This window comes from Streptomyces sp. NPDC007907, assembly GCF_042959365.1.
GTDB classification, from domain to species: domain Bacteria; phylum Actinomycetota; class Actinomycetes; order Streptomycetales; family Streptomycetaceae; genus Streptomyces; species Streptomyces indiaensis.
This window is the reverse complement of the sequence record NZ_JBIBKR010000007.1, coordinates 29,641-55,425: the sequence shown is the minus strand read 5'-3', so window position 1 is coordinate 55,425 and position 25,785 is coordinate 29,641. Positions and strand designations below refer to the sequence as shown.

Genomic DNA, 25,785 nt, shown 5'->3' with positions numbered 1-25,785 from the left:
CGGCGCCGCGGCACTACCCGGCCCCACCCGGCCGCCGGCACCCCGGCCCCACCCGGCCGCCGGCGCGCCCCGGGCCGCCGGTGCCGCGGTACCACCCCGCCGCCGGTGCCCGGCACCACCCCGCCGCTCCGCCCCACTGGTAGCCCGCCCGATCCGCCGGGACACTTGGAGGCGTGCGCACTGTCAGAGCGACGGCCGCTGCCGTCACCGCCGTGATCGGGGCCGGTGCCGCCGCGGTGGCCGCCGGCCGGCTCGCCAGCGACGCCGCGCTCAAGGCACCCCCCGGCAGGCCCCTGCCCACCGAACCCCGGCTCACCGTGCACGGCGCCGCCGCCGGGCAGATCAGCCTCACCCGGGACCTCGCCGCTCTGCGCCCCGGCCGCTACGGTCTCTCCGGCGACGGCTCCCACGCCGTCGTCGGCCCCGTCCTGACCGGCGTCCGGCACCCCGCCGACACCGTCGTGCGCCGCCTGGAGAGCGTCACCCACGGCACGCTGGAATCCGGTGACAAGGTCTGGCTCACCCCGAACGTGTACGTCGGCAACCCCGGCACCGCGCTCGGACTCGAACACGCCGACGTCGACGTCCCCGGTGAACTCGGCTCCCTGCCCGCGTGGTTCGTGCCGGGCAAGCGGGACACCTGGGTGATCGCCGTGCACGGTCTGGGCACCACCCGGGAACTCGCCATGAACGTCATGGGGTTCCTGCACCGCGGCCACATCCCGGTGCTCGCCCTCGCCTACCGCGGCGACCTGGGCGCACCGCGTCCGCCCGACGGCCTGAACCACCTCGGCGAGACCGAGTGGCGCGACCTCGACGCGGCCATCCGCTACGCCGTGCGCTACGGCGCCCGGCAGGTCGTCCTGCACGGCTGGTCCACCGGCGCCACCATGGCCCTGCGTGCCGCCACCCACTCGGGGCTGCGCGACCGCGTCGCCGGGCTCGTCCTCGACTCCCCGGTGCTCAGCTGGGAGACCACCCTGCGCGCCCTCGCCTCGGCCCGCCGCACCCCCGGTGCGCTGCTGCCCCTCGCGGTCCGTGCCGCCCAGGGCCGCACGGGACTGACCGGCGACCGCGCCGCGGGCACGGCCCCGTCCTACGGACTGCGCGTCCCCGCACTGCTCTTCCACGGACCGGACGACGCCGTCGCCCCCTGGCGGCTGTCGCGCCGGCTCGCCGACTCCCGCCCGGACGTGGTCGCCCTGCGCACGGTCGCCCACGCCCCGCACGGAGCCCTGTGGAACGCCGACCCGGAAGCCTACGAGGAGGCGCTCCGGCGCTTCCTGACGCCCTTGATGTGACCCGGCTGCGGTACGCCCTCCGGCGCGTCTGCTCTCGGCGCCGTGCCCACACCCGCCGTTCACGTCCTCTTCGCCCGGCCGCAACCGCGTCCCGTCCCGCTCCGCAGGGACCGGTCGCCATCATTCCGTTTAGCGTCGTACCACTGGCCGGTTTCCGGCCCTCGACCACTCCCGCGGGCCGGTGCGTTGGCCATCCCCGTCGCCCGCCGTGACATTCCGTTTGGGTTTTCGGACCGTCAACCGGAAGACTGCCCCCGTGACGTCCCGTATCCCGCGCGACTCCAGGCTCCGACTCGTCCGCCCGCGACCCCTGGCCGCCGCCCCACCAGCGATGAACCAGCGGCGCTCGCGCCGCCCCGCGCCGCGCCCCCCGGAGGGCACCCCGGCACCGGCGGAACTGGCCAGAATGGCACGCTCAGGTCTCGCCGCCGCGGCTCGCGTCGCCCGCTGGGCGGACCGGGCGCTCGGCCCCGGCCGGGACAGCGCCACCGACAACGGCAAGGCCACCCTCTCCGACGCGACCGCCGAACGGGCCGCCCGCGATCTGGGCCTGACCCCGGCTCAGGTCAGAGCCGACTGGGACACCGCCCGCCTCGCCGGCCTCGTCGAGGTGCACGGCGACACCGCCCGCCCCGGCTGGCGGCTGCGCGCCTGGGACCGCGACGACAGCGCCGTGCTGCGCGGCTGGGTCGCGCTCTTCGACGCCTGGTCGCTCGCCCACCCGGAGCCCGCGGACCACGAGCCCGCCGCCGTCGCCGAGGTCGTCTCGGCCATGCCGCAGGCGCTCTCCTTCCTCCAGCTGTCCGCCGGGCCCGTCCCGGTCGAACAGCTCCTCGACCTCCTGGAGCAGCGCGTCACCGAGCTGCGCACCGCCCGCTGCGAGATCCCCTACGGCCCCCAGCCCGAACCGCAGGCCGAACCGCAGCCCACCGACGCCCCGCTCGCCCCGCTGCTCGACTGGGCGCTGCGCGCCCTAGCCTCCGTCGGCGCCCTCACCTACGGCGACGGCCAGGCCACGCTCACCCCCCTCGGCAACTGGGCCGTCTGGGTCAAGCTGGAGCAGATCTGCGTCGCCGCGCAGAGCCCCGCCGGGAACATCGAGCAGGCCGCCGAGGACATGCTCCGCGGCTGCGCCCAGCTGCGTCCCAACGCGGCCCGCGCCGAGTACCGCGCCTGGCTCGCCGCCCGCCCCGTCGGCAGCGCCGTCACCGAGCTGCTCGGCGCCGCCCGCGGCGAGGACGCCCTGCTGCGCGGCCTCGCCTTCGAGGCGCTGCGCGTGGTCGGCGCCCCCGCCGAGCCGGACGTCCGCGGCGTGCTGGACGAGCCCACGCTCAGGCCGTACGCGCTGCTGTGGCTCGCCGAGCACGACGGCGCGGACCCCGAGGACGCCCACGAGGTCCTCACCCGCGCGGAGGCCACCTGGCTGTGGGTGGACACCGCCGCCGCCGTCGCCGACCACGGTGAGGCGCCGCTGCTGGTGCGCCACCTGGAGTCGGCCGTGCAGCCGACCGTCCCGATGCTGCTGGACGAGGTGCGCGCCGTGGGCCACCCCCGCACCGTGCAGGTCCTGGTCGCCCTCGCCGCCGCGCACCCCGACCCGGCCCTGGCCAAGGCGGTCCGCCGCGCCGCCTTCCAGGTCCACACCGGCGGTAGCTAGGGCGTGAACCGTGCCTGGTGCGTCGCCAGACCGCAGTCTCGGGCTAGACCGCAGTCTCGGGCGCGTAGGTCCCGAAGCTCCACACGTTGCCCTCGACGTCCCGGGCCATGTAGTCCCGGGAGCCGTAGTCCTGGTCCGTCGGGGGCATCAGAATCTCCACGCCGTGGTCCACGGCGTGGCGGTGGTGCGCGTCGACGTCGTCTACCACCACGTACACCCCCGTGGTGCCGGCGTCCTTCATGGCCGCGTCGAACAGACCGCCCCGGCCCTTGGAGCCGACCATCACCGCGCCGTTGCCCTGCGCCAGCTCGGCGTGCAGCACCGAGCCGTCCTCGCCCTCGTACACCGACAGCTCCGTGAAACCGAGGGCCTCCGTGAGCTGCCGGATCGCCGCCTTGGCGTCCGCGTACAGCAGCGTCGGGTAGATGCTCGGACGCCCGCCGGACGTACCTGCCATGGCGATCACTTCCTCGTGTCTCGCGGGGCTGTCCCGCCCAGTGTTCCACCGGCCACCGGCCCCAGCCCGGACATCGGTGATCGAACACCCGCACACAGAAAAAGTGGTAGCACGCCCCCGTTAGACTGTCCCCCATGGCCATTCTCCTCGCGCATTAGACGGCGGGAACGTCCTCAGCCGTCCATCCCGCCCCCGTATCCGCCCTGGAGTCTGTCCGTGATCTCCGCCTCCGGTATCGAGCTGCGCGCCGGTGCCCGCGTCCTCATCGAAAACGCCTCGTTCCGCATCGCCAAGGGCGACCGCATCGGCCTGGTCGGCCGCAACGGCGCGGGGAAGACCACCCTCACCAAGTGCCTCGCGGGCGAGGGCATGCCCGCCGGCGGCACCATCACCCGCTCCGGCGAGGTCGGCTATCTCCCGCAGGACCCCCGCACCGGCGACCTCGACATCCTCGCCCGCGACCGCATCCTGTCGGCCCGCGGCCTGGACGTGCTGATCCGCAAGATGCGGGACAACGAACAGCGCATCGCCAACGGCAAGGGCGCCACCCGCGACAAGGCGCTCAAGCAGTACGAGCGCCAGGAGACGGAGTTCCTCACCAAGGGCGGGTACGCCGCCGAGGCCGAGGCCGCCACCATCGCCGCCGCGCTCAACCTGCCCGACCGGGTGCTCGGCCGGCCCCTGCACACCCTCTCCGGCGGTCAGCGCCGCCGCATCGAGCTGGCCCGGATCCTCTTCTCCGACGCGGACACCCTGCTGCTCGACGAGCCCACGAACCACCTCGACGCCGACTCGATCGTCTGGCTGCGCGACTACCTGAAGACCTACCGCGGCGGCTTCATCGTGATCTCCCACGACGTCGACCTGGTCGAGACGGTCGTCAACAAGGTGTTCTACCTGGACGCCAACCGCGCCCAGATCGACATCTACAACATGGGCTGGAAGCTCTACCAGCAGCAGCGCGAGGCCGACGAGAAGCGCCGCAAGCGCGAGCGGCAGAACGCCGAGAAGAAGGCCTCCGCGCTGCATTCGCAGGCCGACAAGATGCGGGCCAAGGCCACCAAGACCGTCGCCGCGCAGAACATGGCCCGCCGGGCGGACAAGCTGCTGGCCGGCCTGGAGGCCGAGCGGAAGTCCGACAAGGTCGCCAAGCTGCGCTTCCCCGAGCCCTCCCCGTGCGGCAAGACCCCGCTCATGGCCGAGGGGCTGTCGAAGTCCTACGGCTCGCTGGAGATCTTCACCGACGTCGACCTGGCCATCGACAAGGGCTCGCGCGTCGTCATCCTCGGCCTCAACGGCGCAGGCAAGACGACCCTGCTCCGCCTCCTCGGCGGTGCGGAGGAGCCCGACACCGGCAAGGTCATCCAGGGCCACGGCCTCAAGCTCGGCTACTACGCCCAGGAGCACGAGACCCTGGACCCGGAGCGCACGGTCCTGGAGAACATGCGCTCGGCCGCCCCCGACCTGGACCTGGTCGACGTCCGCAAGACGCTCGGCTCGTTCCTGTTCTCCGGCGACGACGTCGACAAGCCGGCCGGGGTGCTCTCCGGCGGCGAGAAGACCCGCCTCGCCCTCGCCACCCTCGTGGTGTCGTCGGCCAACGTGCTGCTCCTCGACGAGCCGACCAACAACCTCGACCCGGCCAGCCGTGAGGAGATCCTCGGCGCGCTGCGCACCTACAAGGGCGCGGTCGTCCTGGTCACGCACGACGAGGGCGCGGTCGAGGCGCTCCAGCCGGAGCGGATCATCCTGCTGCCGGACGGTGTCGAGGACCTGTGGGGCGCCGACTACGCGGACCTCGTCGCCCTGGCCTGAGCGGCACTCTCCCTTGATCCCATGCGTGATCAACGGCGTATGGATCATTCGGCCCAGCGGTGATCCATCATCTGTGTGAGATCTCCTCGTACCGAGGTGTGTCCTACATCGATTGCGCGGTCGAGTCCCCGATTCTTCGGGGCTCGGCCGCGCCGCCTTTCTGACCAGGCCTTTTCCTCCATCATCCGTTCGGGTGTGCGGACGCCGCCCATCGGAATTAGGCATTCCGTATGTGGGGACGCGCTCCCGTCGTCACAACCTTGTCTCACGGACCTTGCCGAATGGGTGGCCATGAAGGCCCGGAGGGGTGATCATGAGGAGACCAGAGCGCACTTCCCATGAGGAGGCACGGGTGGCCGAGACTCTGAAGAAGGGCAGCCGGGTGACCGGCGCCGCGCGCGACAAGCTCGCGGCAGACCTGAAGAAGAAGTACGACGCCGGTGCGAGCATCCGGGCGTTGGCCGAGGAGACCGGCCGCTCGTATGGCTTTGTGCACCGCATGCTCAGTGAGTCGGGCGTCACGCTGCGAGGGCGTGGCGGGGCGACCCGGGGCAAAAAGGCCACGGCCTGACCCCGGGTGGCCCCTCGGCTCCGATGGTGGCCACCCGGTCGGTCGACTGATCGCCCGGGTGGTTACTGTGCAGTCACTTAAGCGTGCCTGCCACGGCGGTCCAGCCGTCGTACGGGCGCGTCGGACCGCACACATCGGAGGCGTCCCATGGCTTCGCCCGACAAGGACCTCGTTCCCGTACTCGACAAGGACGGCGTACGGCTCACCGTCGACGACGCGATCGCCACGGTGACGCTGACCAACCCGGACAAGCGCAACGCGCAGAGCCCCGCTCTGTGGCGGGCGCTGACCGAGGCCGGTCGGCAGTTGCCGGGCTCCGTCCGCGTCGTGCTGCTGCGGGCCGAGGGCAAGTCCTTCTCGGCCGGGCTCGACCGGCAGGCGTTCACGCCCGAGGGCTTCGACGGCGAACCGTCGTTCATCGATCTCGCGCGCGGCTCCGACACCGAGTTGGACGCGACCATCGCCGAATACCAGGAGGCGTTCACCTGGTGGCGGCGCAGCGACATCGTCTCCGTCGCCGCTGTCCAGGGGCATGCCATCGGGGCGGGCTTCCAGCTCGCCCTCGCCTGCGACCTGCGCGTCGTCGCCGACGACGTGCAGTTCGCCATGCGCGAGACCAGCCTCGGACTCGTGCCCGACCTGACCGGCACGCATCCGCTGGTGGGACTCGTCGGTTACGCCCGCGCGCTGGAGATCTGCGTGACCGGGCGGTTCGTCACGGCCGAGGAGGCCGTGCACACCGGCCTGGCCAACCTCGCCGTGCCCGCCGGGCAGTTGGACGACACGGTCCGCGACCTCGTCTCGGCCGTGCTCGCCGCGCCCCGCGACGCCGTCATCGAGACCAAGGCCCTGCTGCGCGGCGCCCAGGACCGCACGTACGAGGAACAGCGCGCGGCGGAACGCCAGGCCCAGGCCCGCAGGCTGCGGGACCTCGCGGGCGTGGAGGACTGAGCCTCGCCGGTGAACGACCGGCCCCGGCCGTCCGCCGCAGGTGACCCGCCCACCGGCGCCCCGCGCGCCGACAGGCCGTCGCTGCCGGGCCGCGCGGCACCGCCGGCCCGGGACCGGGAGCGCGGTCAGCCGACCGCGCTCACCACGACCGCCACCGTCGGGTGATCCGACAGAGTCCGCCTGACCGCCGTCCGGACCTCGCGGGCCACGTCCCTGGCCCGGTGGTCCGAGTGCACCGCCAGCTCCAGCCGGACATGGCGGTGGGGCAGCGCCGCGCCCTCGGGGAACAGCAGCTCGATGTGCACGGGGTGCCCCAGCGTGCCGGTCAGACGGAGGACACCCGGGACGCCGAGCGCGGCGGCGGCCACCCGGGCCTCGTCGTCGCCCTCGGTCCGCGCGGCAGCCGGGGGCTCGGGAAGGGCGACGGCGGGGGCGCCTTCGGCCGCCCCCTCCTCGTCCAGCAGCCCCGTCACCCGCAGGTCCACCTCCGTCACCGTCAGCCCGAGCCGCTGGTCCGCCGCGGCCGCCAGCGCCTCCCGCAGCGCGGACGCCGTCGCCGGCAGGGGCCGCGAGGCCGTCGCGGCGATCTCCGCCGTCACCCGCAGCGGCCCGGGCGGCAGCGCACTCGGCGGAGCCGGTACGGCCGGCTCGACGGTGTCCGCCGCGTCGGCGACCGCGACACGGAGCGCGTCGAGGCGCACGCCCGGCGCGTCCCGTGCCGCACTCCGCAGCACCGCCTCCACCGCCCGTTCCGCGATCCACGCGCCGTCCCGCGCGTCACCCAGCGGCAGAAGCCTGCCGATTCCCAGCTGATGTCTCACTGCTTGCGCCCATCGGTCGGCCGTCATTCCTCCAGCCTGCCGCATCAGAGGCGCGCTCCCGCGCAACCGTGCTTACGGTGGTCCCAGGACGACGACCGAAAGGGACGTGCGGCGATGACTGACATGACCGAGAACCGGGGCGGGGAGTCCGAGACACCGGCGGCGCGCAGGAGCCCGCTGGTCAAGCGCGGGGGAGGGGACCCGGGTTCCCGGGGCCGGACGACCATCGCGGACGGCGTGGTGGAGAAGATCGCCGGGCTCGCCGCACGCGACGTCGACGGCGTGCACGCCATGGGCAGCGGCCTGTCCCGCACCTTCGGCGCCGTGCGCGACCGGGTGCCCGGCGGCGCCAAGTCGGTGACGCGCGGGGTGAAGGCCGAGGTCGGTGAGGTCCAGGCGGCCCTCGACCTGGAGATCGTCGTCGAATACGGCGTGTCGATCGCCGATGTGGCCCGGGGCGTGCGGGAGAACGTCATCAACGCCGTGGAGCGGATGACCGGTCTCGAGGTCGTCGAGGTCAACATCGCGGTGAGCGACGTGAAGCTGCCGGACGAGGAGGAAGAGGAACCGGAGCGCCGGATCCAGTGAGGCACGGGCCATCGGACACCACAGCGGCTAGGGAGCTGAGAAGCGCATGAGCATGGCCGTGGTCGGCATGATCGCCGGCATGGCGCTGGCCTTCGCCGGATACTTCGGCGGATTCGGTGCCTTCGTGCTGGTGGCGGCATTGGGCGCCGTCGGCTTCGTCGTGGGCCGGTTCCTGGACGGGGACATGGACTTCGGTGACTTCTTCCGCGTCCGTGAACGGCGGCGGTGACGCCTGTGAGCACGGGGGCCGGTGAACTCGACAGACCGCTGCCCGTCGTCCCGCCGGGCGAGCGCGGCGCGACGCGGATCGCCGACCGGGTCGTGGCGAAGATCGCCTCGCAGGCGGCCCGCGAGGCCGTCGGCACGCTGCCGCCCGACGCCGGACGACCCTCCGCGTCCGTCGCCGTCCACCATGAAGTCGCCCACGTCCGGGTCCACGTCGAACTCGACTACCCCTGCGACATCGGTGCCCGCTGCGGCAGCGTGCGGCGCCGGGTCGTCGAGCGGGTGGGGGACCTGGTGGGCATGCAGGTGCCGGAGGTCGTCGTCCAGGTGGAGCGGCTCCACCTGGCCGCGGCGCCCGGCACGGTACAGGGGAGGACGCGATGAGCGAACCCCGGGACCGGGAAGAACCTCCAGAGGGCGCCACGCAGCGGCTGCCCGTCCTCGACGAGCAGGATCCGCGCGACGGCGACGAACCCGGCCGCTCCGATGCGCCGGACGCCCACGAGCCGGCCGCCGAGCCCGGTGAGGGCGGCGGCCACGAGGGCCGCTTCTGGTCGGCGCGCCGCGTCCCCGCGGCCATCGTCGCCCTGCTGCTCCTGGGCCTGGCCGGGCTGTTCCTCTACGACATCGTCTCCGTGCGCGCCGGCCGGCCCGGGATGTACTGGCGCAAGGAACTGGCTCGGCAACTGGCCGAGAAGCCCCTCGACGACACCTGGGTGCTCGTCGGCGCCGGTGTCGCCGCCGTCCTCGGCCTGTGGCTGCTGCTCCTGGCCGCCACACCCGGCCTGCGGGCCCTGCTCCCCATGCGGCGCAGACACCCCGAGGTCCGTGCCGGACTGCACCGGGACGCCGCCGCCACCGCGCTGCGGGACCGGGCCATGGAGGTGGCCGGCGTGCAGTCGGCACGGGTACGGGTGCGCCGCAGGCGGGCGGACGTGCGCGCGATGGCGCACTTCAGAGAAGTGGACGACGTACGGACCGATCTGGACGCCGTGCTCGCCGACGCGGTCAAGGGGCTGGGGCTGTCCCGTACGCCCTCGCTGTCGGTGCGCGTCCGGCGGCCCGGCCGGAAGGGGTGAGCGACGGTGCTCCCGATCGCCAACCGCGTGTTCCTCGGCCTGATGGGCCTGGTCCTGCTGGTGCTGGGCGGCTCCGTCCTCGCCGTCGGCCTGGGCGCCCCCATGCCCTCGTGGTGGATCCACGACAGCAAGCACGACGTGCTGCTGAGCAACGCCGAGCGCACCCGCTGGCACGACGAGGGCTGGTGGTGGCCGGTCGTCATCGCCGCCCTGGCGGTTCTGCTGCTGCTCGCCCTGTGGTGGCTCGTCGCGGTCCTGCGCCGGCGCCGCCTCGCCGAGGTCCTCGTCGACACCGGCGACGGCGAGGGGGCCCTGCTGCGCGGCCGGGCCCTGGAGGACGTCCTCACCCAGGAGGCGGCGCACGTCGACGGCGTGGACGGAGCCCGCGCCCACCTGAAGGGGCACCGCCGCACCCCCGAAGCCCACGTACGCCTGGCACTGGAGCCGCACGTGGACCCGGGGACGGCCCTGACCGACTTCACGACCGGCGCCCTGGCCCACGCGAAGCGATCGGCGGGTCTCGAGTCACTTCCGGCCGAGGTACGCCTGCGGGGCGTCAAGCACGGCGCGGAGCGAGTGAGTTGACGACGCACTCCAGGGGCACGCCCTCAAGGGCACGCAGCGGTCAGAACCCGTGGCGGGCGCCTCCGTCGACGGGCACCATCACACCGGTCAGGTAGGAAGCGGCCGGCGACAACAAGAACGCCGCCACCCGCCCGAACTCCTCCGGTGTCCCGTACCGCCGCAGCGGAATGCGCGACTCCGACGCGGCCCGGGTCGCCTCGGGATCAGCCGACAGCGCGTCCAGCTGCCGCACCCGGTCGGTGTCGATCCGCCCCGGCAGGACACCGACGACCCGGATGCCCCGCGGCCCCAGCTCGTCGGAGAGCGACTTGGCGAAGCCCGCGAGCCCCGGCCGCAGCCCGTTCGAGATGGTCAGCCCCGGGATCGGCTCGTACACGGACCCGGACAGCACGAACCCGATGACGCTCCCGGCCTCCATCTCGGCGGCCGCGGCGCGAGCCAGCCGCACCGCACCGAGGAACACCGACTCGAACGCCGCCTGCCACTGCTCGTCGGTGTTGTCCGCGACGAACCCGGCCGGCGGCCCGCCCACGCTGACGAGGACACCGTTGAAACGGCCGAAGTGCTCCCGGGCGGCCCCGATCAGCCGGGTTGCCGCCTCCGGGTCGGCGTTGTCGACGGCCACTCCGACCGCGTTCGCTCCCAGCTCGGCCGCCGCTTCGGCGACACTCTTCTCGTCCCGCCCCGAGACGACCACCTTCGCCCCGTCCGCGACCAGCTGGCGCGCGGTGGCGTTGCCGAGGCCCCGCGTGGCCCCGGTGACGACGTACACCCGGTCCTTCAGTCCAAGATCCATGGTCCCTATCCTGCCCCGTTCCCACCGAACAGGGCGAGGGCGGTGTTCACCAGCCCGATGTGGCTGAACGCCTGCGGGAAGTTGCCGAGGTGCCTGCCGGTCACCGGGTCGAACTCCTCCGACAGCAGCCCGACGTCGTTGGCGAGCCCCGCCAGCCGCTCGAACAGCTCCCGGGCCTCCTTGGTGCGGCCCGTCATGTACAGGGCGTCCGCGAGCCAGAACGAGCACACCAGGAAGACGCCCTCGCCGCCGGGCAGCCCGTCGACGGCGGCTTCCTCCGTGCTGTAGCGGCGCAGGAAGCCGCCGTGGGCCAGCTCTGCGCGGACCGCGTCGATCGTGCCGATCACCCGCGGATCGTCCGGCGGCAGGAATCCGACGCGGGGGATGAGCAGCAGTGCGGCGTCCAGTTCGCGTGAGCCGTAGGACTGCGTGAAGGTGTTGCGCTCGGCGTCGTAGCCCTTCTCGCACACCTCCTCGTGCACCTCGTCGCGCAGCGCCCGCCAGCCGTCCAGGTCGCCGTCCAGCTCCGGATGGTGCTCCAGGGTGCGTACGGCACGGTCGGCGGCCACCCACACCATCACCTTCGAGTGCACGAACTGGCGCCGGCCGCCGCGCACCTCCCACAGCCCCTCGTCCGGCTGCTGCCAGTGGGTGCGCAGGAAGTCCATCAGCGCCCTCTGCAGCGCCCACACGTCCGGCTGCGGGGACAGGCCCGACTCGCGGGCGAGCGACAGGGAGTCCATGACCTCGCCGTAGACGTCCAGCTGGAGCTGGTTCACGGCGTCGTTGCCGATGCGTACCGGGGCGGAATCGACGAAGCCGGAGAGCCACGGCAGTTCGAACTCCGGCAGCCGCCGCTCGCCCGCCACGCCGTACATGATCTGCAGGTCGGCCGGATCGCCCGCGACCGCGCGCAGCAGCCAGTTCCGCCAGGCCTCCGCCTCCTCCTGGTAGCCCGCGGCGAGCAGCGCGTTCAGGGTGAGGGTGGAGTCGCGCAGCCAGCAGTAGCGGTAGTCCCAGTTGCGCACCCCGCCCGGTTCCTCGGGCAGGGAGGTGGTGGGGGCGGCGACGATGCCGCCCGTCGGGGCGTAGGTGAGCGCCTTGAGGGTGATCAGGGAGCGGACGACGGCGTCCCGGTACGGACCGTCGTAGCGGCAGCGCGAGACCCAGGCCCGCCAGTCCTCCACGCTGTGGCGCAGTGCGTCGAACGGGTCGATGAGCGGCGGGCGCGGTTCGTGGGAGGGGTGCCAGGTCAGGACGAAAGCGACCTTTTCCCCCTTCTTGACGGTGAACTCCGCGTGGGTGCCGAAGTCCTCGCCCCAGCTGGTCACCTCCGGCTCGCTGCGCAGCCACGTCGAGTCGGGGCCGGCGACCGCGACGCGGTGGCCGTCGGCCTTGCGTACCCAGGGGACGATCGAGCCGTAGTCGAAGCGCAACTTGAGGGCGCTGTGCAGCGTCACCTCGCCGTCCAGGCCCTCGACGACGCGCACCAGGTCGGGTGCGCGGTCGCGTTGGGGCATCAGGTCGGTGACCCGGACGGACCCCTGCTCCGTCTCCCACTCGGTGTCCAGGACGAGAGTGTCGCGGCGGTAGGCGCGCCGGGTGCAGCGGTCGGCCCCCACGGGGGCGATGCGCCAGTAGCCGTTGTCCTCGTCGCCGAGCAGTCGGGCGAAGCAGGAGGCCGAGTCGAAGCGGGGCAGGCACAGCCAGTCGACGGATCCGTCCATACCGACCAGGGCCGCGGTCTGTTCGTCTCCGATGAGCGCGTAGTCCTCGATGCTGGGGTGCACGGAGTGCGGGTTCCCGGCAAGCGGGCGCGGCAATCAGGGCCGGGGCCGGGGGAGTGACGTCCCGTGACCGGCAGGGGCGGGGCGTCGGGTTCGGGGCGCTGCGCCACCTCTCCGAGCCGGGGGTGCGACGCGCGAGGCCCTCGCCCCCGCCGCGCGGCGTCCGGTCGCGGGTGTCTACACCGCCGCCGGCTCGGTTTCCGTGGTGTCGGATTCCCCGGCCGCCTTGCGGGCCCGGTCCCGGGCCTCGCGGCGGGCCAGGACCACCCAGCCGACCGGGACCGCCGCGGAGAACAGCCACCACTGGATGGCGTACGCGTAGTTCAGCGCCGCGTCCTCCTTGCCGGGGTTGCCCAGCAGCTCGGGGACGTCACCCTTGGGCTCGGGAGCGGTCTGGGCGATGTAGCCGCCGAGCACCCGGGCGTCCAGCCGGCGGGCCTGCTGCTCGCTGTTGATCAGCATGATCTGCCGGTCCGGCAGGCCCCGGAGGTTCTTGATACCGCTCGCGGCGGTCGTCTCGTCGGGCATCAGCCGCCCCTCGACGGTGATCTCGCCGTCCGGCGGTGCGGGAACCTTCGGGTACGTGGTCTGGCTGGGGCCGGTGGAGGGGATCCAGCCCCGGTTGACCAGCAGCACCTTGCCGTCGTCGAGGACGAAGGGGGTGAGTACGTGGTAGCCGACCTCGTCGTCGGAGTTGGTGCGGCGCCGGACGACGACCTCGTCCTGCGTGTCGAAGCGGCCCTGCGCCGTCACCGTGCGGTACCGCTCGGCGCTGGTCACGGTGTGCCCGGGCGCGGTCAGCCGCTCCACGGGCACCGGATCGGCCGCCAGCGCGTCGGTGACCAGCTGGTTCCGGGCGGTGCGCTCCTCGTAGCGATGCATCTGCCAGATGCCCAGCCTGATCATCGTGGGGATGAGGAGCAGGGCGATCAGCGTGAGGATCACCCACTGCCGGGACATCAGGAAGCGGTACACCCCACGACCGTACAACTCGGTCGTGGGGTGCATTCAGTCGGGTACGGGTTCAGACCTTGTCGACAATTCCTGCCTTTCCCTCCGCCCGGGCGCAGTGGGCGCCGCAGTACCAGTGGCCCTCGACCTCGACGCCCTGGCCGATGATCTGCACCCGGCAGTGCTCGCAGATGGGGGCCATACGGTGGATCGCGCAGGAGAAGCAGTCGAAGACGTGCACCGCGCCCTGCGCGTGCACCTCGAAGGTCATTCCGTACTGATTGCCACATACCTCACAGGTCGCCATGCGCCACAGGGTGAACCGTCGGCCCCGCGCGGGCGAGCGGGCGCCGGGCGAGTCGCCCGGCAATCACCCGTCCGTACGGTCGCCCTGCCGGGCGGGCAGTGCTGAAGGGCGGCTCTACGGGAAGGGCCACCCCTGCGAGGCGGGCGGCCCCGTGGGATGGGCCACCCCTGCGGCGCCGGTCACCCCTGCCCTCCGCGGCGCCGGGTCAGCCTTGCCCTCTGCGGCGCCGGTCAGCGCTGCCCTCCGCGGCGCCGGGCAGCCCTGTCTTCTGCGGGGCGGCTACCCCTCCGTCGCCGGCTCCACGTCGGCGAGGAGCTGTCCGAACGCCGCCTCGTCCACGACCGGCGTGCCGAACTGCCGGGCCTTCACGACCTTGCTGGTGCCCGAGTCCGGGTCGTTCGTGACGAGCAGGCTGGTGAGACGGGACAGGCTCGTGGCCACATGCAGCCCGGCCTCGGTCGCGCGGTCCTCCAGCAGGTCCCGCTCGGTGGAGGTGTCGCCGGAGAAGGCGACCCGCATGCCCTGCTTGAGCCGCCCGCCCTCCTCGTAGCGCCCGGGGTTGGGGTAGGGGCAGGCGGGGCGCTTGCGGGACGGGCGCCAACTGCTCGGCCGGTAGCCGCCGTAGCCTCCGGGGCCCGCCTGCCGGCCGATGGCGGGCGCGGTGGGGCGGTCGGTCCACTCGGTCAGCGGCCGGCACTCGTGCAGCGGCAGCCGTACGTTGTTCGCCGCCGCCGCCCGCAGGCTCGGCCGGAACGCCTCCGCCAGCACGCGCGCGTCGTCCAGGGCGTGGTGAGCCCGCTGCTGCACGACGCCGAAGTGCGCCGCGAGGGACTCCAGCTTGTGGTTGGGCAACGGCAGCCCGAGCTCCTTGGAGAGCGCGATGGTGCACAGCCGCTGCCGTACCGGCGCCTCGCGCTCGGCGCGCGCGTACTCCCGGGCGATCATCTGCCAGTCGAAGACGGCGTTGTGCGCGACGAGCACCCGTCCGTCCAGCCGGGCCGCGAACTCCCCGGCGATGTCCGGGAAGAGGGGCGCCCCTTCGAGTGCCTCGCTCGTCAGTCCGTGGATCCACACCGGGCCCGGGTCGCGCTCGGGGTTGACCGTCGTGTACCAGTGGTCCTCGACCTCGCCGCGCGCGTCCAGCCGGTAGACCGCCGCGGAGATGATGCGGTCGTCCCGGGCCAGGCCCGTGGTCTCCACGTCAACGACCGCGTATCCCTTGGGGTACGCGGCCGGCCACGGCGTGGCCGAGAACACTGCGGTCGTCAGGTCTTCCAGCATGGTCCCTGAGGATACGGGCCGTGACTGACACCGCCGTCCGTCAGGTTCGCCCAGGATCTCTTCCGATACCCCCTCAGGCGTGTTGTCCGGGTTGTCCGTTCGAAGGGTGTACGTCTGATCGGTCCTCAGTCGATCAGCCGGTCGCCGCGTCCTCCGACGTCCGACTTCGCCCCGTTCCGGATTGGCGGAGATCGCCAAGAAGCAAGCGCGTACCGTCGGTAATACTTGTGGGTAACAACGTCTAGTCGGGGCTGGACGCCGGACCTACGGTGCTTGCATGCCGAACCTGCCCGATGTCGTGCTGTGGTCCATCCCCGCCTTCGTGCTGCTCACCGTGGTCGAAATGGTGAGCTACCGACTCCATCCCGACGAGGACGCGGAGGGCTACGAGGCCAAGGACGCCGCGACGAGCGTCGGCATGGGGCTCGGCAGCCTCGTCTTCGACTTCCTGTGGAAGATCCCGATCCTGGCCATCTACACGGCCCTCTACGAACTCACGCCGCTGCGCGTGCCCGTGGTGTGGTGGACCGTCCCGCTGATGCTGCTCGGGCAGGACTTCTTCTACTACTGGTCCCACCGCGGCCACCACGTCATCCGCATCCTGTGGGCCTGCCACGTCGTCCACCACTCCAGCCGGAAGTTCAATCTCACCACCGCGCTGCGCCAGCCCTGGACGTCCCTGACCGTGTGGCCGTTCTACGTCCCCCTCATCGTCGCCGGTGTGCACCCCGCCGCGCTCGCGTTCTGCTCCTCGGCGAACCTCGTCTACCAGTTCTGGATCCACACCGAGCGCATCGGCAAGCTGCCCCGCTGGTTCGAGTTCGTCTTCAACACCCCTTCGCACCACCGCGTCCACCACGCCTCCCAGGGCGGCTATCTGGACCGCAACTTCGGCGGCATCCTCATCGTCTGGGACCGGCTGTTCGGGTCGTTCGTCGAGGAGACCGAGCGGCCGCGGTACGGGCTGACCAAGAACATCGCCACGTACAACCTCCTGAAGGTGGCCACGCACGAGTACGTGTCGATCGCCAAGGACCTGCGGACGGCGAACAGTTGGAGCGAGCGCGCGGGACGCGTGTTCCGCGGACCGGGCTGGGGCCCACAGCCGGCAGCCGCTGCCACCGCCGCACCGACTTCGTCCCCGCCGGAGGGGACCAAGCCCGCCGGGGTGCCCGCGCCGGCCACCGAGACCGCGCCTGCCCCCGGGGGCACGCCCGTTTCCCGGTCCGGTCCGGTTTCCGGGAGCACGCCGGTTTCCGGAGCTGCGTCCTCCGGCGAGCCCGTGTCGGTCTCCGACCCCGCTCCGGTCGCCGGGAGCACGTCCGCGTGAAACTCTCGCGTCTCCTCCTGGCCGCCTTCGGTCTCGTCGCCGCCGTCGATCTCGTCTGCCTCGCGGCCGGTGCCGACGTCGGGCACGCCGTCGCCAAGCCCCTGCTGATGCCGCTCCTGGCCCTGTTGGCCGCCCTGCGCAAGGCACCCCGGCCGCTCCTGGCGGCCCTGCTGTTCGGCTGGGGCGGGGACGTCCTGCTGCTGTCGGACGCCGAGCCGGCCTTCCTCGCGGGCATGGCCTCCTTCGCGGCCGGACACGTCTGCTACCTCGTGCTCTTCGCGGTCCACGGCAGACGCGACACGCTCCCCCGGGCGCGGACGGGCCTCCTGGCCCTCGGTTACGCCGTCGCCCTCGTGACGACCGTCGCGCTGCTGTGGCCGGACCTGCCCGCGGACCTGCGCGTGCCCGTGGCCGGGTACAGCCTGCTGCTCACCGCCATGGCGTTCCGGTCGGCCACCCGGCTCGGCCTCTTCGCCGGGCTCGGCGGGGCGCTGTTCCTGCTGTCCGACACGCTCATCGCGACCGGCGTGGCCGAGTGGCCGCAACCGCCCGCCCCGGACTTCTGGATCATGCTGACCTACATCGCCGCGCAACTCCTGCTGACCGTCGGCACCCTCGGGGTCCTCGACGCACGCAGGGCACCGGCCGTCACCTACGGCGAGATGCGCGCGGCCTGAGACGCACCGGCGTCACCAGCGGATGGGCACCGGAAGCGCCGTCAGCAGGCCCGACGCCGCGACCGCGAGACCCAGGACCACGACCTCCGCCCGGGCCGGAACGCAGGCGGTCAACGGGTCGGCCGCCCGGCGCAGTCGGCGTCTGGCCCACACCGCGAGCGCGGCGACGACCACCACGAGCAGCACCTTGGCGAACAGGGCCCGCCCGTACGCCGTACCGGTCAGCTGCTCCAGGATCGTCTCCGGCGGCATCCGGCGCAGTGAACTGCACACGCCCGTCGCGGTGATGGCGGCGAGCAGCACGAGGGCCACGCGCGCGTAGAGACCCAGCAGGGCCGCGCCCGCCGCCGTGGCGCGCCGGCCGTGCCACAGCTGCAGGACGCGCAGCGCGTGCAGCAGACCGCCCGTCCACAGGGCCGCGCAGGTCAGATGGACGAGCGTCAGCCCGGAGCCGGTCAGCGGGCTGTGCTCGATCGTGGGGTGGGCGCGCAGGGCCTCGGCGACGATCACGGCGGCCAGTGGCCAGACCTGTGTGACCGGCCGGCGCGACACGGCGCACAGCCCCGTCACCAGGAACGCGTTGACCTCCAGCAGGGCGAGCTTGCCGTCCCGGGAGGCATAGAGGCCCCCGACGTCGACGTCCGCCGCATCGCCCGGCACGAGATTGCCGGTGGCCACGACCGAGGCGAGTCCCAGGGCGGCGACGAAACCGGCGGCTGCCGCGACGGGGGACCAACTGCGGGGCAACGCCGGGTCCCGTCCCGTTCCCGAACCCGGTCGGGTACCGGCCTCCGCGCCGGGCAGCGTGCGCGCCAGGCGGTTCACGAACAGCTCGCCGACGGGTATGCACAGCGCCGCGAACAGCACCGTCCGGAGCAGGGCTATGCCACCGGCGCCGGGTGCCCCGGCCTCCCCGGTGCCGTGCAGCGCGACGGACGGGCCGAGCAGCGGGATCAGCGCGGCCAGCGCCACCAGCACCAGGACGGCGACGGTCCGGCCCGCGCCGGTGCGTCGTACGGCCCCGTGCGCATCGGCCGCTCCGGACGGGGGTCTTGTCGGAATCACCCCAGGATCTTCACCAACCTCCACGCGTCCGGGCAAGTCGGTCGCACGTCAGCCGGACATCAGCCGGATTCAGCCGTTCTTGGGCGCGGCCGCCCACCACAGCCGCACCTCCTCGCGCTCGTCCGTCGGCCTCAGCTCCCAGCCCTGCGCGAGTGCGACCTCGGCGACGTACCAGCCGCCGACCCCGCGGTAGACACGCAGGGGTATCGCGCACTCCACGGGCGGCTTCGGCTTCTTCGGCTCGATCGGCGCGGAGGCCCGGGCCGTCCACTTGCCCACCGCCTTCTCCACCCGCGCCTTGTAGTACTCGACGTCGCCCTCATGACGCAGCTCCGGCCAGGACACGCACCAGGAGGCCAGCCGCCCGACGCGGTCCACCGTCCAGCCCATGGCGTCCAGGTAGCCGCGTTCGAGCCTGCTGCTGAAGGCGGTGATCACCTCGGCGAACATGCCGACCACGAGGAACGCGCCCACGACCGCCGCCCACAGCACACACACGACCGGAAACCACACCACGCTCCCGGCGAACCGCAGCGCCAACTGCCACTGCGGCCGCACGGGTGGGGCCGTCCAGGTCGCCGTCTTCTCGTGCACGTCCATGACAAGGAATCCTGCCCCAGACGCGGAACGGGCCGGACGGGTGCCCCCGCCCGGCCCGGATCACCTTCACACGAGCTCTACTTGGTCACCGCGTCCAGCGCATCCGCGATGCCCCAGCCGTAGAAACCGTTGCGGTTCTCGGAGCCTTCGCACACCGCGTCGACCTTGCCGTCGCCGTTGATGTCGTACGGGTCCGTGCACGGCGTGGCGTCGGCCTCCGCGTACAGCAGGGCCTTCACCAGGGCCGGAGAGGCGTACGGGTGCGTCGACTTGATGAGGGCGGCGACACCCGCGACGTGCGGGGACGCCATCGACGTACCGGCCATGTAACCCCACTTGCCGCCCGGCAGCGTGCCCAGGATGAGGCCGCTCGTGGCCGGGGCGTCCGGCTTCTGGTAGGCGGTCGAGTCGCCGCCCGGGGCGGCCACGTCGATGACGCCCAGCCCGTGGTTGGAGAAGGACGACTTGATGCCCTTCGCGCCCGTCGAGGCGACCGTGACGACACCCGGCAGCTGGGTCGGGATGTCGAGGCACTTCGAGGGGTCGACGACCCGGTCGCCCGGCGTGCTGTCGTTCGGGGACGACGGGTCGGTGATCTCGTCGGCGGCGAGGTCGTAGTTCTCGTTGCCGGCCGCGGCGACGTTGACCGCGCCCTTCTTCTCCGCGTACCGCGAGGCCCGGCCGACGGCCTCCACGAGGGCCTTCTGGTCCGGGTCGTTCTTGCAGTTGAAGTACCAGGGGTCCGTGTAATAGCTGTTGTTGGTCACGTCGACCCCGTGCTCGGCCGCCCACACGAAGCCGCACACCACGGCCTCCGTGTAGAAGAACCCGGCCGTGGTGGACACCTTGATGCCGGAGACCTTCACGCCGGGCGCGACACCGGTCATGCCGACGCCGTTCTTGGCGGCGGCGATCTCACCGGCGACGTGGGTGCCGTGCGGGCTCTCCTGGGCGCTCGGCCGCCATGCCCCGTCGGCCGTGTCCGGCTTGCCCGACACGCAGTTGACCGACGCCCCGCGGTCGAAGTTGGGCGCGATGTCGGGGTGGGTGTCGTCCACGCCGGTGTCGATCACGGCGACCGTGACCTTCTCGCTGCCCAGCGTCTTCTCGTGCGCCTTGTCCGCCTTGATGGCGGGCAGGTCCCACTGCTGGGGCTGCAGCGGGTCCTGCCCGGCCGGGGCGTCGGCCGCGGCGACCTCGGCCGCGCTCAGCACCTTCGGTGCGCCCAGGTCGCCCGTCGACGCCGACGGGAGCGGGGCGGTCCGGGTGGCGCCCGCCGACTGGACCCCGCGCACCGTGCGGATTTCCTTGGCGAAGTCGGGGTTCGAGGAGTGGACGACGATGACGCCGATCTGGTCGTACGACGTCACGATCGTGCCGCCCGCCTCGGCGACGGCCTTCTTCACGTGCGCCGACGTGCCGTGGCCCGGCTTGACGTTGACGACGTAGCTGAGCGGGGTCGCGTCCGCCCGGGCCGCGGTCGGGGCGGGAGCGTCCTCGGCGGCCGTGGCGACGGTGTTCGGCAGGAACGCGAGGGCCGTTGCCATGGCCATCCCGGCCGGGATCGCGACGGCGCGACGGTAGCGCGCGTACGGCGCAGTCATGGTGTCTCCAGTTCGTTCACGGTACGAGCTGATCTTGCGGAAGGTCCCGGTGGCGGGTCGGGTCACTTGACGGCGCGCAGCGCGTTGACGATGCCGTGGCCGTAGAAGCCGTTGCGGTGCTTGCCGCCCTCGCACACGGCGTCCTGCGTGCCGTCGCCGTTCTGGTCGTAGGACGTGGGGCAGGCGGTCGGGTCGGCCTGTGCCTTCAGCATCGCCTGGAGCTGGGCCGGAGAGGCCCAGGGGTGCTCGGACTTCAGCAGCGCGGCGACACCGGACGCGTGCGGCGAGGCCATCGACGTGCCCTGCAGGAAGCCCCACGTGCCGTTCGGCAGGGCGGACAGGATACGGCCGTTCTTCGAGGGGGTGTCAGGCGTCTGGTAGCGCCCGTCACCGCCGGGCGCGGCGACGTCGACCACGCCCTTGCCGTAGGAGGAGTAGTACGACTTGACGTTGTTCACGCCCGTCGCGCTCACCGTGACGACACCCGGCAGCAGGTTCGGAACGTCGAGGCACTCGTGCGGGTCGATGGTGCGCTCGACCGGGGTGGAGTCGTCCGGGCTGGAGTCGTCGACGATCGCGTCCGCGTCCAGGTCGTGGTTGGAGTTGCCCGCCGCGGCGACGTTCAGCGTGCCCTTCCTCTGGGCGTACAGCTGCGCCCGGTTGACCGCGTCGACGATGGCCCGCTGGTCGGGGTCGTCCATGCAGTTGTACAGCCACGGGTCGACGTAGTAACTGTTGTTCGTGATCTCGACGCCGTGGTCGGCGGCGAACACGAACGCGCACACGACGCTCTCCGGGTAGAAGAGGCCGTTCGTCCGGTCGGTCACGTTGATGCTGGACACCTTCACCCCGGGGGCGACGCCCGCGACGCCGACGCCGTTGCGGGCGGCGGCGATCTCACCCGCGACGTGCGTGCCGTGGTAGTCCTCGGGGGTGTACGGCCGCCAGGCGCCCTCGCTGGTGTCGGCCTTGCCGCCGTCGCAGTTGGCGGACTGGGACGCGGAGAAGTTCGGGGCGATGTCGGGGTGGGTGTCGTCCACGCCGGTGTCGATGACGGCGACCGTCACCTTGCGGCTGCCCGGGTTGATCTTCGCGGCCTTGTCGGCGCCGATCGCGCGCAGGTCCCACTGGTCCGCTTCGAGGGGCTCGCTCTCGGCCGTCCCCGCCGAGGCGGCCTCCGCGCGCTTCGCCTGGGCGGCCGTCAGATACTCGACGCCGCCCTCCTGCTTCGTGCCCGCGGCCGTCAGCGGCACCGTCCGCGTCGCACCCGCCGACTGGACCCCGCGCACCGTGCGGATTTCCTTGGCGAAGTCGGGGTTCGAGGAGTGGACGACGATGACGCCGATCCGCTCGTAGGTCTCCACCACCGCTCCGTCGGCCTTCACGATCGCCTTCTTCACCGAGGCGATCGTAGGGCGGGACGGCGTGGTGTTGACGACGTACGACAGCTTCGGCGCGTCCGCCGACCTGGAGGCCGACTCGGTGTGCGGGGCCGCCGACGCGGCGGCCGGCAGGAAGCCGAGCGAGGCCGTCAGGGAGAGCACGACGGGCACGGCGAGAGCGAGCCGGCGTCTGGAACGCAAGTGAGACATGGGGTCTCCACATCCTCCGGAAACGAAACCGGCCCGAGGCACAGGTGGTGCCCGGGCAGGTACATGACGTGGTGGTGCAGGGTGAAGCTATCCCGGCCTCTCGCCCGCAGCAACGCTTTGTCGAAACGACTTCGGAAACAACGCCGGGCGTTTGAACCGGTTCTCATGCGTCGCCGTGACGTTGGACAAGGAGCGCGAGGACACGTGCCTCCGCCCCCGTTCACAACCGCTTCCGTCCCTGCGAGGAGACTCCGTGGCCACCGACGCACCGCCCCCCTCGAAAGAGCAACACAAGCTCCCCACACCCGAGGAGTTCGCCGAGGTGCAGGAGAGCGCGGAGTTCGGTGAACTGCGCCGCTCCTACCGCTCCTTCGCCTTCCCGCTGACCGTCGGCTTCATCGCCTGGTACCTGCTGTACGTCCTGCTCTCGAACTACGCGGGCGGCTTCATGGGCAGCAAGCTGTTCGGCAACATCAACGTCGCCTTCGTCCTCGGCGTCGCCCAGTTCGTCACCACGTTCCTCATCGCCTGGTGGTACTCGCGGCACGCCGCCGCGAAGCTCGACCCCAAGGCCGAGGCCATCAAGACCCGGATGGAGAGCGGCGCATGAGCCCCGTACAGCACACCTTCCTCGCCGCGAACGAGGCCAGCGAGCACCGCCCGCTGATCATCACCCTGTTCGCGCTGTTCGTCCTCGCGACCCTCGGCATCACCATCTGGGCGGGCCGCCAGACCAAGGACGCCGCCGACTTCTACGCCGGCGGCCGCCAGTTCAGCGCCTTCCAGAACGGCCTCGCCGTCTCCGGCGACTACATGTCCGCCGCGTCGTTCCTCGGCATCGCGGGCGCCATCGCCATCTTCGGCTACGACGGCTTCCTCTACTCCATCGGCTTCCTCGTCGCCTGGCTGGTCGCCCTCCTCCTGGTGGCCGAGCCGCTCAGGAACTCCGGCCGCTACACCATGGGCGACGTCCTCGCCTACCGCATGCGCCAGCGCCCGGTCCGCACCGCCGCCGGCACCTCCACCATCGTGGTGTCGATCTTCTACCTGCTGGCCCAGATGGCCGGCGCCGGCGTCCTCGTCTCGCTGCTGCTCGGCATCACCTCCGACGCCGGCAAGATCCTCATCGTCGCCCTCGTCGGCGTCCTGATGATCGTCTACGTCTCCATCGGCGGCATGAAGGGCACCACCTGGGTGCAGATGGTCAAGGCCGTGCTGCTCATCGGCGGCACCATCCTCATCACCTTCCTGGTGCTGCTGAAGTTCGACTTCAACATCTCCGACCTGCTCGGCACCGCCGCCGAGAACAGCGGCAAGGGCGCCGCCTTCCTGGAGCCCGGCCTGCAGTACGGCGCGACCGGCACCTCCAAGCTGGACTTCATCTCCCTCGGCATCGCCCTGGTGCTGGGCACGGCCGGCCTGCCGCACATCCTGATCCGCTTCTACACCGTGCCCGACGCCAAGGCCGCCCGTAAGTCCGTGAACTGGGCCATCGGCATCATCGGCGGCTTCTACCTGATGACGATCGCGCTCGGCTTCGGCGCCGCCGCGCTCATCTCCCAGGAGGAGATCCTCGCCTCCAACCCGTCCGGGAACACGGCGGCACCCCTGCTCGCCCTGCACCTGGGCGGCGTCGACTCCACCTGGGGCGCGATCCTGCTCGCCACGATCTCTGCGGTCGCCTTCGCGACGATCCTCGCCGTCGTCGCCGGCCTCACCCTCGCCTCGTCGTCGTCCTTCGCGCACGACATCTACGCCAACGTCATCCGCAAGGGGAAGGCCTCCGGCGCCGAGGAGGTCCGCGCGGCCCGGTGGGCGACCGTCTTCATCGGCGTCGTCTCCATCGGCCTGGGCGCCCTGGCCCGCGACCTGAACGTGGCCGGCCTGGTCGCCCTCGCCTTCGCGGTCGCCGCCTCGGCCAACCTCCCGACGATCCTCTACAGCCTGTTCTGGAAGCGCTTCACCACCCAGGGCGCCCTGTGGTCGATCTACGGCGGTCTGATCGTCGCCGTGGGCCTGGTGCTGTTCTCGCCCGTCGTCTCCGGTGATCCCAAGGCGATGTTCCCCGAGGTCGACTTCGCCTGGTTCCCGCTGAAGAACCCCGGCATCATCTCCATCCCGTTCGGCTTCCTCATGGGCTGGCTCGGCACGGTCCTGTCCAAGGAGGAGCCCGACGCCAAGAAGTACGCGGAGCTGGAGGTCCGGTCCCTGACCGGCACCGGAGCCCACTGAGCACGACCCCTCCCGCGCGGCCGGATCGTAGGAACCTCCAGGTGCCTGCGGCCCGGCCGCGTCCCGCGTCGTGGGATCGGGCCTGTGGTGTTGTCGGTGGGGTCACGTAGGCTCGCAGATGTCGGAGAAGCAGTGCCGCACGCGTGATCCGCGACGAGGGAGGGGGCCCACGTGCTCATCGACACCTACGGCCGGGTGGCCACCGACCTGAGGGTCTCACTGACCGACCGCTGCAACCTGCGCTGTACGTACTGCATGCCCGAGGAGGGCCTGCAGTGGCTGGCCAAGCCCGATCTGCTCACGGACGACGAGATAGTCCGCCTGATCGACATCGCGGTCACCTCCCTCGGGATCGAGGAGGTCCGCTTCACCGGCGGCGAGCCCCTGCTGCGCCCCGGCCTGGTCGGCATCGTGGAGCGCGTCGCGCAGCTCGACCCCCGCCCCCAGATGTCGTTGACGACCAACGGCATCGGCCTCAAGCGCACGGCGGCGGCCCTGAAGGCGGCGGGCCTGGACCGGGTCAACGTCTCCCTCGACACGCTCCGCCCGGACGTCTTCAAGACCCTCACCCGCCGCGACCGCCACAAGGACGTCCTCGAGGGCCTGCACGCCGCCCGCGACGCCGGCCTGACCCCGGTGAAGGTCAATTCCGTCCTGATGCCCGGCCTCAACGACGACGAGGCCCCCGACCTCCTCGCCTGGGCCGTGGAGCACGACTACGAACTGCGGTTCATCGAGCAGATGCCCCTGGACGCCCAGCACGGCTGGAAGCGCGACGGCATGATCACGGCCGGCGACATCCTGGCCTCCCTGCGCACCCGCTTCGAACTGGCCGCCGAGGGCGCGGAGAAGCGCGGCTCGGCCCCGGCGGAGCGCTGGCTCGTCGACGGCGGCCCGCATGTCGTCGGCGTCATCGCCTCCGTCACGCGCCCCTTCTGCTCGGCCTGCGACCGCACCCGCCTCACCGCCGACGGACAGGTCCGCACCTGCCTGTTCGCCCAGGAGGAGACGGATCTGCGCGCCGCCCTGCGCTCGGGCGCCCCCGACGAGGAGATCGCCCGCATCTGGCGCCTGGCGATGTGGGGCAAGAAGGCGGGAGCGGGCCTGGACGACCCGACGTTCGTACAGCCGACCAGGCCGATGTCGGCGATCGGCGGGTAGAGACACTCAGGGGCGCGGGGCTGCAACCATGTGCGGCTCCGCCGCGTGAGCGCCACAAGCCACGACGCACCCGCACCCGGAAGCGTCACATGTCCGGCGCTTCCCAATCCTTCAGAAGAACCACGTCCTTCAAAAACCCCCGCACCCCGAGGAACTGCGACAGATGCTCGCGATGCTCCTCACAGGCCAGCCAGGTCTTGCGCCGCTCCGGCGTATGGATCTTCGGGTTGTTCCACGCCAGCACCCACACGGCGTCGACACGGCAGCCCTTCGCGGAACAGATGGGCGTCTCGTCACTCACAGGTTCGTCTCACCACAGCACACAGAAAAGGCGACGCCGAGCAGCCACGGG

27 protein-coding genes are annotated in these 25,785 nt (G+C 72.1%); 15 read left to right on the top strand and 12 right to left on the bottom strand.

What is annotated here, in order from left to right; translation table 11 throughout:
- Nucleotides 1-173 precede the first annotated feature (173 nt).
- Nucleotides 174-1,301 carry an alpha/beta hydrolase family protein gene (locus ACFZDI_RS27530; RefSeq protein ID WP_391253980.1) on the top strand — a complete coding sequence of 376 codons (1,128 nt, stop codon included), beginning with the start codon at nt 174-176 and terminating at the stop codon, nt 1,299-1,301.
- Nucleotides 1,302-1,557: 256 nt separating this feature from the next.
- Entirely contained in the window at nt 1,558-2,958 is a 1,401-nt protein-coding gene (locus ACFZDI_RS27525; protein ID WP_391253978.1) for a hypothetical protein, read from the top strand.
- A 43-nt stretch (nt 2,959-3,001) separates the two neighbouring features.
- Here the strand turns inward: ACFZDI_RS27525 and ACFZDI_RS27520 are convergent, their stop codons facing one another.
- Entirely contained in the window at nt 3,002-3,415 is a 414-nt protein-coding gene (locus tag ACFZDI_RS27520; protein WP_234848222.1) for a VOC family protein, read from the bottom strand.
- Nucleotides 3,416-3,631: 216 nt separating this feature from the next.
- Between ACFZDI_RS27520 and ACFZDI_RS27515 the strand changes: the two genes are divergently transcribed.
- The 3 genes from ACFZDI_RS27515 (at nt 3,632) to ACFZDI_RS27505 (ending at nt 6,752) form a co-directional block, all read left to right on the top strand.
- Complete coding sequence (locus ACFZDI_RS27515; protein WP_391253976.1) at nt 3,632-5,230, top strand: ATP-binding cassette domain-containing protein; 1,599 nt, start codon at nt 3,632-3,634, stop codon at nt 5,228-5,230.
- 352 nt (nt 5,231-5,582) lie between these two features.
- The gene (locus ACFZDI_RS27510) at nt 5,583-5,801 is read left to right on the top strand and encodes a helix-turn-helix domain-containing protein (RefSeq protein ID WP_010037790.1); all 219 of its coding nucleotides are present in this window, start codon (nt 5,583-5,585) and stop codon (nt 5,799-5,801) included.
- A 147-nt stretch (nt 5,802-5,948) separates the two neighbouring features.
- A complete protein-coding gene (locus tag ACFZDI_RS27505; protein ID WP_234848224.1) occupies nt 5,949-6,752 on the top strand; it encodes an enoyl-CoA hydratase/isomerase family protein in 804 nt (267 codons plus the stop codon).
- A gap of 125 nt (nt 6,753-6,877) precedes the next feature.
- Here ACFZDI_RS27505 and ACFZDI_RS27500 read toward each other — a convergent pair whose 3' ends face one another.
- The gene (locus ACFZDI_RS27500; RefSeq protein ID WP_391253974.1) at nt 6,878-7,600 is read right to left on the bottom strand and encodes a nucleopolyhedrovirus P10 family protein; all 723 of its coding nucleotides are present in this window, start codon (nt 7,598-7,600) and stop codon (nt 6,878-6,880) included.
- 87 nt (nt 7,601-7,687) lie between these two features.
- Here ACFZDI_RS27500 and ACFZDI_RS27495 point away from each other — a divergent pair, with 87 nt between their 5' ends.
- Genes ACFZDI_RS27495 through amaP form a run of 5 tightly spaced genes read left to right on the top strand, consistent with a single transcriptional unit; the run spans nt 7,688 to nt 10,050 of the window.
- Entirely contained in the window at nt 7,688-8,161 is a 474-nt protein-coding gene (locus ACFZDI_RS27495; RefSeq protein WP_234848226.1) for an Asp23/Gls24 family envelope stress response protein, read from the top strand.
- Nucleotides 8,162-8,207: 46 nt separating this feature from the next.
- The gene (locus ACFZDI_RS27490) at nt 8,208-8,390 is read left to right on the top strand and encodes a hypothetical protein (RefSeq protein WP_033310926.1); all 183 of its coding nucleotides are present in this window, start codon (nt 8,208-8,210) and stop codon (nt 8,388-8,390) included.
- Entirely contained in the window at nt 8,387-8,770 is a 384-nt protein-coding gene (locus ACFZDI_RS27485; protein ID WP_234848227.1) for a hypothetical protein, read from the top strand. Before ACFZDI_RS27490 ends, ACFZDI_RS27485 begins: the two co-directional genes overlap by 4 nt.
- A complete protein-coding gene (locus ACFZDI_RS27480) occupies nt 8,767-9,465 on the top strand; it encodes a DUF6286 domain-containing protein (protein ID WP_391253972.1) in 699 nt (232 codons plus the stop codon). Before ACFZDI_RS27485 ends, ACFZDI_RS27480 begins: the two co-directional genes overlap by 4 nt.
- Nucleotides 9,466-9,471: 6 nt before the next feature.
- Nucleotides 9,472-10,050, top strand: coding sequence for an alkaline shock response membrane anchor protein AmaP (gene amaP / locus ACFZDI_RS27475; RefSeq protein WP_391253970.1), 579 nt, complete (start codon nt 9,472-9,474; stop codon nt 10,048-10,050).
- A gap of 40 nt (nt 10,051-10,090) precedes the next feature.
- On the opposite strand, the gene ACFZDI_RS27470 is transcribed toward amaP, so the two are convergent.
- The 5 genes from ACFZDI_RS27470 to ACFZDI_RS27450 form a co-directional block, all read right to left on the bottom strand.
- Nucleotides 10,091-10,846, bottom strand: coding sequence for an SDR family oxidoreductase (locus tag ACFZDI_RS27470; protein ID WP_391253969.1), 756 nt, complete (start codon nt 10,844-10,846; stop codon nt 10,091-10,093).
- Between the two features lie 5 nt (nt 10,847-10,851).
- Nucleotides 10,852-12,636: a glycoside hydrolase family 15 protein gene (locus ACFZDI_RS27465; protein ID WP_234848230.1), complete on the bottom strand. Its 1,785-nt coding sequence runs from the start codon at nt 12,634-12,636 to the stop codon at nt 10,852-10,854.
- Between the two features lie 174 nt (nt 12,637-12,810).
- Nucleotides 12,811-13,608: an SURF1 family cytochrome oxidase biogenesis protein gene (locus ACFZDI_RS27460; protein ID WP_391253967.1), complete on the bottom strand. Its 798-nt coding sequence runs from the start codon at nt 13,606-13,608 to the stop codon at nt 12,811-12,813.
- 49 nt (nt 13,609-13,657) lie between these two features.
- Nucleotides 13,658-13,891, bottom strand: a complete 234-nt coding sequence (locus ACFZDI_RS27455) for a hypothetical protein (RefSeq protein WP_078615365.1) — start codon at nt 13,889-13,891, stop codon at nt 13,658-13,660.
- 279 nt (nt 13,892-14,170) lie between these two features.
- Nucleotides 14,171-15,172 carry a DEDDh family exonuclease gene (locus ACFZDI_RS27450; RefSeq protein WP_391253965.1) on the bottom strand — a complete coding sequence of 334 codons (1,002 nt, stop codon included), beginning with the start codon at nt 15,170-15,172 and terminating at the stop codon, nt 14,171-14,173.
- Nucleotides 15,173-15,449: 277 nt separating this feature from the next.
- Between ACFZDI_RS27450 and ACFZDI_RS27445 the strand changes: the two genes are divergently transcribed.
- Both ACFZDI_RS27445 and ACFZDI_RS27440 read left to right on the top strand, forming a co-directional pair.
- A complete protein-coding gene (locus ACFZDI_RS27445; RefSeq protein ID WP_391253963.1) occupies nt 15,450-16,502 on the top strand; it encodes a sterol desaturase family protein in 1,053 nt (350 codons plus the stop codon).
- Nucleotides 16,499-17,179 (top strand): lysoplasmalogenase family protein, encoded by a 681-nt coding sequence (locus ACFZDI_RS27440; protein WP_391253961.1) that lies wholly within the window; start codon nt 16,499-16,501, stop codon nt 17,177-17,179. The genes ACFZDI_RS27445 and ACFZDI_RS27440 overlap by 4 nt, the downstream gene beginning before the upstream one ends.
- A gap of 12 nt (nt 17,180-17,191) precedes the next feature.
- Here ACFZDI_RS27440 and ACFZDI_RS27435 read toward each other — a convergent pair whose 3' ends face one another.
- The 4 genes from ACFZDI_RS27435 to ACFZDI_RS27420 form a co-directional block, all read right to left on the bottom strand.
- On the bottom strand, nt 17,192-18,244 hold the full coding sequence (locus ACFZDI_RS27435) for a CopD family protein (RefSeq protein WP_391253959.1): 1,053 nt from the start codon (nt 18,242-18,244) through the stop codon (nt 17,192-17,194).
- Nucleotides 18,245-18,313: 69 nt separating this feature from the next.
- Entirely contained in the window at nt 18,314-18,844 is a 531-nt protein-coding gene (locus ACFZDI_RS27430; RefSeq protein ID WP_391253957.1) for a hypothetical protein, read from the bottom strand.
- Between the two features lie 77 nt (nt 18,845-18,921).
- A complete protein-coding gene (locus ACFZDI_RS27425) occupies nt 18,922-20,448 on the bottom strand; it encodes a S8 family serine peptidase (protein WP_391253955.1) in 1,527 nt (508 codons plus the stop codon).
- Nucleotides 20,449-20,510: 62 nt separating this feature from the next.
- Nucleotides 20,511-22,040: a S8 family serine peptidase gene (locus ACFZDI_RS27420; RefSeq protein ID WP_391253953.1), complete on the bottom strand. Its 1,530-nt coding sequence runs from the start codon at nt 22,038-22,040 to the stop codon at nt 20,511-20,513.
- Between the two features lie 253 nt (nt 22,041-22,293).
- On the opposite strand from ACFZDI_RS27420, the gene ACFZDI_RS27415 reads away from it, so the two are divergent.
- The 3 genes from ACFZDI_RS27415 (at nt 22,294) to moaA (ending at nt 25,433) form a co-directional block, all read left to right on the top strand.
- Nucleotides 22,294-22,650: a DUF485 domain-containing protein gene (locus ACFZDI_RS27415; RefSeq protein ID WP_234848238.1), complete on the top strand. Its 357-nt coding sequence runs from the start codon at nt 22,294-22,296 to the stop codon at nt 22,648-22,650.
- The gene (locus ACFZDI_RS27410) at nt 22,647-24,272 is read left to right on the top strand and encodes a cation acetate symporter (RefSeq protein ID WP_234848239.1); all 1,626 of its coding nucleotides are present in this window, start codon (nt 22,647-22,649) and stop codon (nt 24,270-24,272) included. The genes ACFZDI_RS27415 and ACFZDI_RS27410 overlap by 4 nt, the downstream gene beginning before the upstream one ends.
- Nucleotides 24,273-24,443: 171 nt before the next feature.
- The gene (gene moaA / locus ACFZDI_RS27405) at nt 24,444-25,433 is read left to right on the top strand and encodes a GTP 3',8-cyclase MoaA (protein ID WP_391253950.1); all 990 of its coding nucleotides are present in this window, start codon (nt 24,444-24,446) and stop codon (nt 25,431-25,433) included.
- An 85-nt stretch (nt 25,434-25,518) separates the two neighbouring features.
- On the opposite strand, the gene ACFZDI_RS27400 is transcribed toward moaA, so the two are convergent.
- Nucleotides 25,519-25,734 carry a hypothetical protein gene (locus tag ACFZDI_RS27400; protein ID WP_234848241.1) on the bottom strand — a complete coding sequence of 72 codons (216 nt, stop codon included), beginning with the start codon at nt 25,732-25,734 and terminating at the stop codon, nt 25,519-25,521.
- Between the last annotated feature and the right edge of the window lie 51 nt (nt 25,735-25,785).